Annotated in this window: 11 protein-coding genes; 4 read left to right on the forward strand and 7 right to left on the reverse strand. The window is 57.1% G+C overall.

All coding sequences use genetic code 11. The annotated features are described in order from the left end of the window. Position 1 precedes the first annotated feature (1 nt). The gene (locus tag IBT54_RS15445) at positions 2-499 is read left to right on the forward strand and encodes an AlpA family transcriptional regulator (protein ID WP_107320013.1); all 498 of its coding nucleotides are present in this window, start codon (positions 2-4) and stop codon (positions 497-499) included. On the opposite strand, the gene mgtE is transcribed toward IBT54_RS15445, so the two are convergent. The 5 genes from mgtE to ppk1 all read right to left on the reverse strand — a co-directional run bounded on the left by mgtE (position 500) and on the right by ppk1 (position 6,603). Further along, positions 500-1,933: a magnesium transporter gene (mgtE, locus tag IBT54_RS15450; RefSeq protein WP_033783872.1), complete on the reverse strand. Its 1,434-nt coding sequence runs from the start codon at positions 1,931-1,933 to the stop codon at positions 500-502. It abuts the gene before it with no gap. Between the two features lie 134 nt (positions 1,934-2,067). Further along, positions 2,068-2,253, reverse strand: a complete 186-nt coding sequence (locus IBT54_RS15455) for a YfgG family protein (protein WP_201252422.1) — start codon at positions 2,251-2,253, stop codon at positions 2,068-2,070. A 101-nt stretch (positions 2,254-2,354) separates the two neighbouring features. Continuing rightward, entirely contained in the window at positions 2,355-2,969 is a 615-nt protein-coding gene (gene tehB / locus IBT54_RS15460; protein ID WP_201252423.1) for a tellurite resistance methyltransferase TehB, read from the reverse strand. A gap of 41 nt (positions 2,970-3,010) precedes the next feature. Beyond that, positions 3,011-4,537 carry an exopolyphosphatase gene (gene ppx, locus IBT54_RS15465; protein WP_033783870.1) on the reverse strand — a complete coding sequence of 509 codons (1,527 nt, stop codon included), beginning with the start codon at positions 4,535-4,537 and terminating at the stop codon, positions 3,011-3,013. Between the two features lie 5 nt (positions 4,538-4,542). Continuing rightward, the gene (gene ppk1 / locus IBT54_RS15470; protein ID WP_033733510.1) at positions 4,543-6,603 is read right to left on the reverse strand and encodes a polyphosphate kinase 1; all 2,061 of its coding nucleotides are present in this window, start codon (positions 6,601-6,603) and stop codon (positions 4,543-4,545) included. Between the two features lie 150 nt (positions 6,604-6,753). Here ppk1 and IBT54_RS15475 point away from each other — a divergent pair, with 150 nt between their 5' ends. From IBT54_RS15475 to pstB, 3 genes are read left to right on the forward strand one after another with little or no spacing between them, the layout of a single operon-like run. Further along, entirely contained in the window at positions 6,754-8,841 is a 2,088-nt protein-coding gene (locus tag IBT54_RS15475) for an ABC transporter permease subunit (protein WP_195857776.1), read from the forward strand. Further along, positions 8,838-10,472 carry a phosphate ABC transporter permease PstA gene (gene pstA, locus IBT54_RS15480; protein ID WP_195857777.1) on the forward strand — a complete coding sequence of 545 codons (1,635 nt, stop codon included), beginning with the start codon at positions 8,838-8,840 and terminating at the stop codon, positions 10,470-10,472. The genes IBT54_RS15475 and pstA overlap by 4 nt, the downstream gene beginning before the upstream one ends. A 12-nt stretch (positions 10,473-10,484) precedes the next feature. Beyond that, complete coding sequence (gene pstB / locus IBT54_RS15485; protein WP_135907875.1) at positions 10,485-11,252, forward strand: phosphate ABC transporter ATP-binding protein PstB; 768 nt, start codon at positions 10,485-10,487, stop codon at positions 11,250-11,252. Between the two features lie 127 nt (positions 11,253-11,379). Here pstB and purN read toward each other — a convergent pair whose 3' ends face one another. Both purN and purM read right to left on the reverse strand, forming a co-directional pair. Beyond that, positions 11,380-12,018: a phosphoribosylglycinamide formyltransferase gene (purN, locus tag IBT54_RS15490; RefSeq protein ID WP_201252424.1), complete on the reverse strand. Its 639-nt coding sequence runs from the start codon at positions 12,016-12,018 to the stop codon at positions 11,380-11,382. Next, positions 12,015-13,055: a phosphoribosylformylglycinamidine cyclo-ligase gene (gene purM / locus IBT54_RS15495; RefSeq protein ID WP_033783865.1), complete on the reverse strand. Its 1,041-nt coding sequence runs from the start codon at positions 13,053-13,055 to the stop codon at positions 12,015-12,017. Before purM ends, purN begins: the two co-directional genes overlap by 4 nt. Positions 13,056-13,161 lie beyond the last annotated feature (106 nt).

The following is a 13,161-nucleotide window of genomic DNA, read 5'->3' on the forward strand; positions in this document are numbered from 1 at the left end:
TATGGAATATTGTTTTACGCTACGGTTCAGCCTGCCGGAAGGGCATGCGCCGGTGGATGAGATGCTGGAAACGCTGGCAGCAGCAGGCTGTGACGATGCGCTGATCGGTCTGGGGATGCCTGGACGAATTGCACTGGAGTTCACCCGGGAGTCTGACTCTGCAACGGACGTATTAAAGCAGGCGGAAGAGGATGTACTGCGAGCGATACCGGGCGCCACGCTGGTGGAAGCAGCCCCCGATTTTGTGGGCCTGACAGATGTGGCGGAGATCATCGGCATGACGCGACAGAATATGCGTAAGCTGATGCTCAGCCACCGCCCGCCGTTTCCGCTGCCGGTGCATGACGGTAAAACCGCTATCTGGCACTTAGCGGATGTACTGGAGTGGCTGAGCCAGCGCGGTAATTATACGCTGCCTGCGGCCACACGTGAGCTGGCACAGGTGACGCGACAGCGCAATCTTAACGGGTCGCTGCAACGTTACGGCCTTCGCGGCTAATCAGTGCGGCAGCAGGAAGATTGTCGCCAGCCCCAGGAAGATAAAGAAGCCACCGGTATCGGTCAGCGCGGTGATCAACACGCTGGAACCCACGGCCGGATCGCGCTTCATTTTGGTCATCACCAGCGGCACCAGCACGCCCATCAGCGCGGCCAGCAGCAGGTTCAGCGCCATGGCCAGCATCATGACGCCGCCCAGTGCCATATTGTCATACATGAGCCAGGTAATGCCGCCCATGATGCCGCCCCAGAACAGGCCGTTGATCAGCGCCACGCCAAGCTCACGGACGATCAGGAAAGAGAAATTTCCCGGTTCAACCTGATGTAAGGCTAGCGCCCGCACAATCATGGTGATGGTCTGGTTACCGGTGTTGCCGCCGATACCCGCGACAATGGGCATCAGGGTTGCCAGCGCGACGATCTGCGAAATCGTCCCTTCAAACAGCCCGATAACGCGCGAGGCGACAAAAGCGGTACAGAGATTAATCGCCAGCCAGGCCCAGCGTTTACGCACCGATTTACGCACCGGCGCGAAAACATCCTCTTCCTGACTGATACCGCCCATTTTACGGATGTTGCTTTCGTTTTCGGCATTCACCAGGTCGATGATGTCTTCAATGGTGACACGGCCAATCAGTTTGCCTTTTGCGTCAGTGACGGCGGCAGAGATCAGGTTATAACGCTCAAAGGCGCTGGCGGCGTCTTCGGCCTTATCGTTGAGCTGGAAGGTGGTCGGGCGCGCATTCATGACGTCGCTCACCAGGGTTTTAGGTTTGTTAAGCAGGATATCTGTCAGCATCAGCTCGCCCAGCAGCTGATTCTCTTTATTGGTGATAAACAGCTTATCCGTGCCGCCTGGCATGTCTTTACGCTTACGCAGAAAACGCTGCACCGTTGCCAGCGTGACATCGTCGCGCACCGTCAGGATATTGAAATCCATCACCCGGCCCACGCGATCGCGGTCGAGCTGCACCATATCGAGCATGCGGGCGCGTAGAGCAGGCTCCACGGTTGCCAGCAGGCGCCCGGTCAGGTCACGCGGCAGATAACGCGCCAGCCAGACCTGGTCGTCGATATCCAGCGGCTGGATAGCTCGCAGAATATCGCGATCGCTCATCTCCTCGGTGAGGCTGGCCCAGACCGTTTCAGAGGCTTCAACCAGCACGTGGCCGCGCCGCTCATTTGGCACCAGCCGCCACAGCGCCTGACGCTCTTCTTCGGGCAGGGCTTCGAGAATATCCGCGAGGTCAGCGGCATGCAGTTGCAGAATGTCCTGTTCCAGCGCATCACGCTGGGCCGCATTTTCACGTTGCTGTTCAGGATTGAGATCGCCGGATTTCTCCAGCAGAGCATCAACCAGATCGTGCTCGTTGAGCAGCAGCGTCAGAATACGATGACGTATTTCACTTAAACGTTGAGAGTGAGAGGCAGACACAATGAGATCCCTTTAGTCTGAAAGCACCAGCACGAAGTGTAGCGTTTCGCCTGAAAAAGGGATGCAAAAAAGAGTCCAGTTGTCTGGATAACATTTACTTTTAAGAAGTCTTTCAGGCGAAAAGTCAGTATTCGTTAGCGCGTATCACCTGATGTAACGGTAACCGGTTCAGGAATCGCTTTCTGTTGCTGGTGATGCTCGAAGGCAGCGGGCAGGATAAATATCAGGCGACTAAAGAGAATGATAAAACTGATCAGCAACACAATACGGGTCATGGTGCCGTTTTTTTGACGTCTTCGGGGAGAAATAGCGCTGTTCACGCGGGGTGGTTCCTGTAATGACCCCATCAGGGGCGACTGCAATATTTAGTCACAGTCGCCTGATGAAATCAATCGCTGTTGAAAAAAACAGCAGATAAAGATTAGTAACTCGCTTTTTGTGCCAGCAGCGTAGCAAAGCGGCAGGTAATGCGATTGCCATTTTCATCTTTGCGATGCAGCTGACCGGGATGTTCGTTGTACTTCACGATGTGCCAGTTGCGGTAATAGTGGCTCAATTCGCCCGACTTGAAAGCAAAGGAGAAATCAGCCGGGCAGGGCATATCTTCCGTATTCATCGCCGCCACAATCAGGTTGAAACCATCCCTGACCGTACAGGCCTGCATGTCAGCAATCAGCTGTGGAATGGTCTGCGGTTGCAAAAACATCATCACCACGGTCGACAGCACAAAGTTAAAGCCGCCATTAAACCGCGTGTTGTTCAGGTCGCGCTCCCCGGTGTGAATTCCGCTGAGGTTTTCCCGGGCAATAATATCCTGCAGGCGGGCCAGGCTTTGCGGATTATGGTCCCATGCCGTGACGTCAAAGCCGTGCTGGTTCAGAAACAGCGTATTGCGTCCCACGCCACAGCCCAGATCCAGCGCCTTGCCGACGTTGAGCTGAGGCAGAGCCGCAACCACTTCGGAGTGGGGCGATGTTAAACCATAGGTTTCGGCAAAATAGTTTTCGCCTGAAAGTGGTGCAGTTGGTTGTGTCATATTCATCAATTCAGTTAAACGGGCGCCAGGCGCCCGGGTTGTCAGGCTTCTTCTTCGAGGATCAGCTTCCATCCTGTGACGTCGTTCCAGTAAACCTGCTCACGTTCCAGATCGAGCTGAACCAGGTTGTTCTGGTTGAAGTAGCCCGCTGGGAAAATCAGCGTCCAGTGGCCGTCATCGCATTTCAGAGTTAACGCATCCGGACGCGTAGTGGCCTGGCGCTGATTGTTCAGCAGGGTACCCAGGCGCAGCAGGAAAATCAGCGGCACAAACTGCTTTTTCTTGAACAGCGTGACGCGCGGCAACTCGTCGAGCTTCACCGCTTTGCGGTGGAATCTGACCAGCGCCGCCAGCAGCATCTGCTGATCCTGATTGAAGCCCGGCAGGTTGGTATTTTGCAGGATATAGGCGGAATGACGTTGCAGGGCGCTGTGATTAATCGTCAGACCCACTTCGTGCAGCATCGCCGCCCACTTCAGCAGGGCGGCCAGCTGCGGATTGGCCAGTTTCGGGTTCTGCTCGCTCCACTGCAGATAAAGCTGCTCGGTGGTTTCCAGCACGCGGCGCGCCTGATCGCTGTCAATGGCGTAATGATTCGCCAGACTTTGTGCCGTACGGCTGCGAATATCCTGATGGCGGAAACGGCCCTCCATCTCATAGAGCACGCCTTCACGCAGCGCACCGTCAGAAAGACGCAGCTCGCGAATCGCCAGCGCATCAAACACGCCACACAGAATCGCCAGTCCGGGCACAAACACCCCTTTACGTTCTTCCGACAGGCCCGGCAGGCTGAGGGCCGCAAAGGATTTGTGCTTCATCACCTCGTCATAGAGCTTGTCGAGGCGCTCAGGCGTAATCAGCTTCTCTTTTTCATCCATCGCCTGCAGCACTTCGCAGGCGGCCTTGATGGTGCCGGACGCACCCAGCGCATATTGCCAGCCATGCAGACGGTATTGCCACGCCAGCGTTTCCAGCTTCTGCGCAGCCGCTAAGCGGGCGCGACGGAAGTTTTCACGACTGATTTCGCCTTTCGGGAAATAGAGCTGGGCGAAACTGACGCAACCCATGCGTCGGCTCTCAACCAGTTGCGGTTCAAAATCCTCGCCAATCACCAGCTCGGTGGAGCCGCCGCCGATGTCGATCACCAGCTTGCGACCTTTCTCCGGCTGCGTGTGTTCAACACCCATAAAGATCAGACGCGCCTCTTCATGGCCTGAAATCACTTCGATCGGATAAGGGATCACCTCAGCAGCCCGCTGCAGGAAGGTTTCGGCGTTGACCGCCTCGCGCAGCGTATGGGTGCCGACAATCGTCACGTTGCTGGGACTGAACCCCTGCAGGCGCTCGGCGAACAGAGCCAGACAGGCTAATCCCCGCTCCATTGCCTCTTCGCTGAGGTTGTGTTGAGCATCCAGCCCGTCAGCCAGATGGACGCGCTGTTTAAGGCGGCCCAGTACCTGCATCGCACCATCGACGACCCGCGCAATCACCATATGGAAACTGTTCGAGCCCAGGTCAATCGCCGCAAACTCCTGGGGTTTTGGCGTACTTTTATGAGAAATTGGCATAGGATTTATTCAGGTTGTTCCAGTTTCTTGATGTAATCATAGATGGCCAGCTGCGAGCGCACTTTACGACGGTTGCCGCGCTGGACGTAATGGTTACTCAACTCTTTATCGACGATGCGGGCTTTCACCGTATCACTCAACTGAATAGCAATAATGTCGAGTATGCGCTGCCGGATGTGGGGATCGAGGATCGCCACGGCCACTTCGATGCGGTAATCGATGTTACGTGTCATCCAGTCAGCGGAGGAGAGGAACACCTTCTTATCGCCGCCATTCTCAAAAATATAGACGCGATCGTGTTCCAGATAACGGTCAACAATACTGATGACACGAATATTTTCACTGATCCCCGGCAGGTCCGGGATTAATGAGCACATGCCGCGCACCAGAAGATTAACCTTCACCCCTACGCTGGAGGCTGTATAAAGCCGATCTACCAGACCTTTGTCCACCAGATTGTTGATTTTCAGAGTAATGCCGCAGGGCTTATTCTGCTGTGCATTGGCAATTTCGGTGTCGATCAGTTCATACAGCATCCGGCGCGAGTTCTGTGGCGACACCATCAGGTGATCGAACGTCACGGGCCGGTAAGGATTCTCAATAAAGTTGAACACCCGGCGTACTTCATTGGTGATGCGTGCATCCGCGGTCAGCAATGAGTAGTCGGTATAAAGCCGCGCGGTTTTCTCGTTAAAGTTGCCGGTGCCGATATGCGCGTAGCGCACAATCTCTTCGCCTTCGCGGCGTGAGATCAGGAACAGCTTGGCGTGGATCTTCAGGCCGGGTGCGGAGAAAATGACATGCACGCCTGCTTCGGTCAGGCGTTTCGCCCAGTAAATATTGGCTTCTTCATCAAAGCGTGCCTGCAGCTCAACGACCACCGTGACTTTTTTACCGTTATAGGCGGCATGGATCATCGCATCCATGATGCGGGAGTGTTTAGCGACGCGGTAGATGTTGATTTTGATCGCCAGCACGCTGGGGTCAAACGACGCCTGACGCAGCAGTTCCAGCACGTGCTCAAAGGTGTGGTACGGATAGTAGAGCAGTACGTCGCGGTCGCGGATCGCATCAAAGCCGTTGCGGAAGCCATCAAAACCGATGTGGCGAATCTGCGGCAGCGGGCGGTTGACCAGGTTGTTTTTACCTACGTTCGGGAAGCCGATAAAGTCTTTGAAGTTGTGATAGCGGCCACCCGGCAGTATTGAGTCAAAGTTGGAAATCGAGAGCTTGTGGCACAGCAGCTCAACCATTGCCTCTGGCATGTCACGCTGATAGACAAACCGCACCGGCTCGGCTGTCAGTCGCTGCTTCAGGCTGGAGGACATCAGCTCCAGCAGGCTCGACTCCATCTCCGTCACCAGATCGTACTCGGCGTCACGCGTCATTTTCATTGAATAGGCGTTAAGCGCGTCGTAGTCATAGAAGCCTTTGAAAATATCATCCAGGCAGTAACGTAAGATGTTGTCCAGCAGGATCATTGGCTTGCGACGGCGCGGTGGCTCTGCCGGTAAATTGATGAAGCGCGGCACTTTATCGGACGGGATCTCCAGCAGTGCATAACGAATATCGTCACCACGGATAATCTCTACCGCCAGGTAGGTGTAATCATCTTTAAGGAATTCGGTCAGGTCAGTTTCATGGGTGATCAGAATCGGGGAGATATGCTGACGCAGTTCATGTTTGAAGTAGTGGCGCAGCCACGCCTGCTGGTTGGGCGACAGCTGGCGTTCATTGATCAGGAAGATCTGGTTACGTGCCATCTCAAGCAGCAGGTCGTTATAAAGTGCGTCGAACTCCTGATCGGACTTCATCACCCGCTGCTGAATTTTCTTAAACAGATGGCGTGGCGTACTGGCGGAACCCTGCTCTTCACCAATCAGAATGCGGCGTTTGAGGTCGGCGAAACGCACTTTATAGAATTCGTCGAGATTGTTGGAGTAGATGCCCAGAAAGCGCATCCGCTCAATCAGTGGATTGCTTTTGTCTGCTGCTTCCTGCAAAACCCGTTCATTAAAGGATAACCAGCTTAATTCTTTTTCTATATAAAGCTTTACCTGACCCATTCTCACTCCATTTAGCGGTTGCAGGACTGAAGATCCAGTATCCACCAACATTATGGCGAGAGTATGGCAGCGTTGTCCAACGCCAGGAGTTGTCTTATCAATCGGCTACGGGCAACATAGCGGCTTATTTTGGCCTGCTACCGGAACCGCATGAGCGCAAACCACATTCCTGTCCAATTCAGCGATCGCAAGCGTCGTGCCGTTGATCGTCTGACGCGGCGGCTGATCACCTGCTGTGGCGTCGCGATCCTGCTACTGATGCTGCTGCTGTTCTGCTGGCTGATTGGCGTGGTATTACCGCTGTTTAATGCGCCGGGCCTGCAAATCGCGGCCAGCCAGCAACTCTGGGATCGTACGCCCGCTTTAGCAATAGGCAATCAGGGCAACATTGGCTGGCGTATCAGCGCGCACGGTGCAGCACGTTTTATTCCGCTGGATGGTCAGCCTGCGGAACCGGCGCTGGCGCTGACCCCGGCGCCTGATGAGGTGGTGCAGAGTGCCGATGGGCAGACGCTGCTACTGAATATGCAGGGCGCGCTGACGCTGATGCAGCCTGCGACCGACCAGCAGTGGCGCTTCCCGCTGGGCGACAAACCCTTTCATCTGCCTGATGGCGCAGTGACAAAGATGGCGCTGGCGACGCGTCATGCAGGGCAGTGGCGCATCGCTGCTCTCACTGAGGCCGGACTGCGGGTGCTGACGCTGGGCACCGATCGTCAGGCGTCGGTTATCCCGCTGCCGCAACGCCAGCTGGATCTGCTGGCGCTCTCGCCCTCCGGCGATCTGCTCTACACCACCGAAGGCACGCTGCTGCGGGTCTGGCAGCTCGACGATGACCGTGCCCTGCTGCGCGAAACGCATACTCTGTCGCAGCCCCCACAAAGTCTGCATCTGCTGGTGGGCGGCAAAAGCCTGCTGATTCAGGATCGCAGCGGTGTCACCCAATGGTTTGCTATCGCCAGCGATCAGGGGCCGCGCCTGCAGCGTATCCGGACCTTTGCGCACAGCGATGGCGAGACGATTCTGGTAACAGAATCACAGCGTCGCGTGTTTGCGACGCTCAGTAAACAGGGAATGCTGCGACTGTTCGCCAGCAAGCAGACTGGCCCGATACTGCAGCGTCAGCTTGAACCCGGCATCGTGCAGGCGCAGTTTTCACCCCATGGCGACAGCCTGCTGATTGAGCGGGCGGGAAGCTGGCAAACCCTGCGGCTCGATAATCCGTGGCCGGATGTGACCTGGCGTAATTTCTGGCAGAAAATATGGTATGAAAACTACCCCGGACCCGACTGGGTCTGGCAATCCACTGCGGCCGGTGACAGCTATCAGGCCAAGTTCAGCCTGATGCCGATGGTCACGGGAACGCTGAAAGCGGCCAGTTTAGCGCTGCTGTTTGCCACGCCGCTGGCGCTAGCCGCGGCGATGTACACCGCATGGTTCATGGCTCCGGGGCTGCGGCGCTGGGTTAAACCAGCCATTGAGATGATGGGCGCGCTGCCAAGCGTAGTGGTGGGGCTGATTGCCGGGATCTGGCTCGCGCCGCATATTGGTCAGGCGCTGGTGGGGGTACTGCTGCTGCCCCTGACGCTGGCAGGCGCGCTGCTGCTGTGTGGCGTATTCAGCGCGCGTTTACCGCCGCGCTGGCGTCAGCCGGGCCGGGAAGTAGTGATTCTGCTGCCGCTGTTGCTGCTGGTTACACTGCTGACACTGTGGCTGCCCACGCTTTTTATACCGGATGCGGGCGACTGGCTGCCGCATTACGAGCAGCGCAATCTGCTGGTGGCCGCGCTGGCGATGGGCTTTGCGCTGGTGCCGCTGATCTTCACCCTCTCTGAAGATGCGCTGTTCAGCGTACCTGCGGCGCTGGGCCAGGGTTCGCTGGCACTGGGCGCAACGCCATGGCAAACCCTGACCCGCGTCGTACTGCCGGGCGCCTCCGCCGGGATTTTTGCCGCGCTGATGATCGGTCTGGGACGCGCCGTGGGAGAAACCATGATTTTGCTGATGGCGACCGGCAACACGCCGCAAAGTGAAGGTGGCCTGTTCAGCGGTCTTCGCGCACTGTCCGCCAACATCGCCATTGAGATGCCGGAAGCGGCAGCGGGCAGTGCGCACTATCGCGTGCTGTTTCTCAGCGCCCTGATGCTGTTGCTGTTTACGCTGGTGATTAACACGGTTGCCGAACTCATCCGCCAGCGGCTGCGTCAGCGTTACAGCCAGCAGGAGGAGCAGGCATGAAGGCGATGCGACAGAACGATCGCTGGCGCTGGTTAACCGCGGGTGCCGTCGCCGTCTGCCTGCTGGCCTTTACGCTGCTGATTGGGCTACTGGCGTGGCAGGGCGTCCGTGCTTTCTGGCCGCAACGCGTGGATCTCTATACCTTCAGCCAGCCTGAAGGCGGTGAAACGCGCCTGCTGGGTGAAACCCTGGAACATCAGCGGCACTTTCCAGCGCCGGCTGATGAGCAGGGCAACAGCGGTGGTCAGGTGAATCGCTATCTGATTAAAACCGGTAACCGCGACTGGGACGCTCCCGATTTCCGCGTGGTCTACAGCCGTACAGCGGCAAAAATCAGTCAGCCGCCGGACGTCATGGTGCTGCAGCGGCGCAGCCACGGTCAGGCCTATGGCTGGTTTGTCGGCCTGCGTGAAGATAACGAAGAGTTAACTGCACAGAATCCCGATGCGCTGCTGCATCAGCGGCTCGGTCAGGTACAGATGCTGGTGCGGCAGGCTAACCAGATTCGCCGGGTGGATATGGCGCGACTCAACAGCCAGCGTGAAGAGCTTGATGAGCAGGCGGCCACAAACCGGGCTGCCGGACGCTTTGATCTGCAGGCAGAGTCAGAATATCAGGCGAATCAGGCCGCACTGCAGCGCCGCTTTAATCAGCTGAGTGAGACACTGGCTTCTCTGCAACAGCAGAGTCAGCGCGATCTGTTAATCCTGCGGGATGGGCAGGGCAATGAACATGCGATTCCGCTGACCGAAATCGTCGACAGCTGGAAGCCGAACGCGATGACGCTGACCGGCAAAACCGGACATTTTCTGCATCAGCTGTGGCGTTTCGTCAGTGATTCACCTGCCGGGGGCGAAAGTGAATCCGGCGCGTTTCCGGCGATCTTTGGTACCGTGCTGATGGTGCTGCTGATGTCGGTGGTGGTGATGCCGCTGGGTGTCGTCGCCGCTATCTGGCTGCATGAATATGCCGGACGGAATGCACTGACAAGGCTGGTGCGCATCGCGGTAGTCAATCTGGCCGGCGTTCCTTCCATTGTTTATGGGGTGTTTGGTCTGGGCTTCTTTGTCTGGCTGGTGGGCGGCACGATTGATCAGCTCTTTTTTGCCAGCGCACTGCCTAATCCCACCTTCGGCACGCCAGGTTTACTCTGGGCGTCGCTGACCCTGGCGTTACTGACGCTGCCGGTAGTAATTGTGGCGACCGAAGAGGGCTTATCGCGTATTCCCAACAGCCTGCGGCAGGGTTCGCTGGCGCTGGGCGCGAACCAGGCGGAAACGCTGTGGAATGTGGTGCTGCCAATGGCAGTGCCGGCCATGCTGACCGGCCTGATTCTGGCGGTGGCGCGTGCAGCAGGTGAAACCGCGCCGCTGATGCTGGTGGGCGTGGTGAAAATGGTGCCGGAACTGCCGGTCGACGCGGTGTTCCCTTATCTGCATCTGGATCGCAAGTTTATGCATCTGGGCTTCCAGATTTACGATCTGGCGTTTCAGAGTCCGAATATTGAAGCTGATCGGCCGCTGGTGTTCGCCACCGCGCTGCTGCTGGTGCTGATTATTCTGTCGCTTAATCTGCTGGCGATGGGCCTGCGTCACCGTCTGCGTGAACGCTATCGCCTTATGACTCAATAACAGGCTATGACTATGACGTCCGACACGGATATCGCGCTGACCGTTAACCATCTGTCGCTGTGGTATGGCGAGCGCCAGGCGCTGCAGGATATTTCTTTGCAGGTGCCGAAAAACAGGATTACTGCGCTGATTGGCCCCTCGGGCTGCGGCAAGTCGACGCTGCTGCGCTGCTTTAATCGCATGAACGACGTGATTGATCACTGCCGGGTAGAGGGTGAAGTGTTGCTGGGATCGCAGCCGATCCTGCGCCCCGAACAGGATCTTTCCGCGCTGCGCCGTCGGGTCGGCATGGTGTTTCAGCGGCCTAATCCTTTTCCAAAATCGATTTATGAAAATGTGGTCTACGGGCTGCGTTTACAGGGTGTACGCGATCGGCGGGTACTGAACGAGGCGTGTGAGCGTGCGCTGCGTGCGGCGGCGCTGTGGGGTGAGGTGAAAGATCAGCTGTCACAGAATGCGCTGACGCTCTCGACCGGACAGCAGCAGCGGCTGGTGATTGCCCGCGCCATTGCTATTGAGCCGGAAGTGCTGCTGCTGGATGAGCCGACCTCCGCGCTGGATCCGATCTCCACGCTGGTGATTGAAGAGCTGATGACCACGCTGAAGCAGCACTTCACGCTGGTGCTGGTGACGCACAACATGCAGCAGGCGTCGCGCGTGTCAGATTACACCGCGTTTATGCATCAGGGCGCGTTAGTGGAGTTTGATGAGACTGACCGGATTTTCACCGCGCCGAAACAGCGACGAACCGAAGATTACATTACGGGGCGTTACGGCTGAGAAAGGAGATACAGCGGGTTTTCGTGCGGGGCGAATGAAGCACCGGCTCAGGGAGCCAGTGCCCTTCGTAAAGACGCTTTAAGCTTTTCAGCCGTTTGTGGGAAAATCTGTCACGGCTTTTAGAACGTCAATCGTTAGCATAGCCTTGTGGTGGCAGCGCTTCGCCATCCAGCCAGGCTTTACCGTCACGCATCAATAGCCGGCCTTCAACAAACCAGCCAATCACCAGCGGATAGATCGCGTGTTCCTGGTACTGCACCCGCTCGGTAATCTCCGCTTCGCTATCGTCAGGAAAGACCGGGACTTTAGCCTGCAGGATTACCGGACCGCCATCCAGTTCATCCGTCACGAAATGCACGGAAGTACCATGTTCGCTGTCACCATTTTCCAGCGCCTGACGATGCGTATGCAGTCCTGGATATTTCGGCAGCAGGGAAGGATGGATGTTCAGCAGGCGATCGTGAAAATGCGCCACGAAAGCGCTGCTGAGAATGCGCATATAACCGGCCAGCACGATCAAATCCGGACTATAGGCTTCTATTTCAGCGATGAGCTGACGATCAAAAGCTTCGCGGTCAGCGAAGTCGCTGGCGGCAAGCGCATGGGCGGGAATCCCCGCCTCCTGCGCCCGCGTCAGCCCATAAGCAGCAGCACGGTTACTGAACACGGCAGCGACGCTGCCGTGAATCCGCCCGCTTTTACAGGCATCAAGGATGGACTGAAGGTTACTTCCGTTGCCGGAAATCAGTACAACCAGCTTCTTCATCCGTTGATGACCACACGCTCTTCGGCATCCGACGCTTTAATCACGCCGAGCTTCCAGGCTTTCTCGCCTGCGGCCTGCATCAGCGCAATCGCTTTGTCCGCGTCTGCCGGGCTCAGTGCGATGATCATGCCGACGCCACAGTTAAAGGTACGATACATCTCGAAACGGCTGACGTTGCCCGCCTGCTGTAACCAGCTGAAGACCGCCGGCCACTGCCAGCTCTTCTCGTCGATGACAGCCTGGGTGTTGTCGGGCAGGACTCGCGGGATATTTTCCCAGAAGCCGCCGCCGGTCAGGTGCGCGATAGCGTGCACATCGACCTGCTCAATCAGGCTCAGGATATTTTTCACGTAGATGCGGGTCGGTTCCAGCAGATGATCGGCCAGCGGTTTGCCTTCCAGCTGTTCAGCCAGCGGATCGGTGTTGCTGACTTCCAGAATCTTACGCACCAGCGAATAGCCGTTGGAGTGCGGGCCACTGGAGCCGAGGGCGATCAGTACGTCGCCATCCTGCACCTTGCTGCCGTCGATAATTTCTGACTTTTCCACCACGCCGACACAGAAACCGGCCACGTCGTAATCTTCGCCGTGATACATGCCTGGCATCTCAGCGGTTTCACCGCCCACCAGCGCACAACCTGACTGCAGACACCCTTCGGCGATGCCGGTGATCACTGCAGAGGCGGTATCCACATCCAGTTTGCCGGTGGCGTAGTAGTCGAGGAAGAAGAGCGGCTCAGCGCCCTGAACCACCAGGTCATTGACGCACATCGCGACCAGGTCAACACCAATGGCATCGTGACGTTTGAGATCCATCGCCAGACGCAGCTTGGTGCCCACGCCATCGGTGCCGGAGACCAGCACGGGTTCACGGTATTTTTGCGGCAGCGCGCAAAGCGCACCAAAACCGCCCAGTCCACCCATCACTTCCGGGCGACGCGTCTTTTTCACTACGCCTTTAATACGGTCAACCAGAGCGTTACCAGCATCAATATCAACACCGGCGTCTTTGTAACTGAGAGAGGTTTTGTCGGTCACTGCGAGGTCCCCACGCGAGTTGCGGTTGGTGGTTTAAAATAAAGCGCGGCAATTCTATCAGTGCAGGCAAACGTTTGCGAGTCCGGCATTGCGCATCGGGCGATTT

The sequence above is a fragment of the Pantoea sp. S62 genome, from assembly GCF_016658625.1.
GTDB classification, from domain to species: domain Bacteria; phylum Pseudomonadota; class Gammaproteobacteria; order Enterobacterales; family Enterobacteriaceae; genus Pantoea; species Pantoea vagans.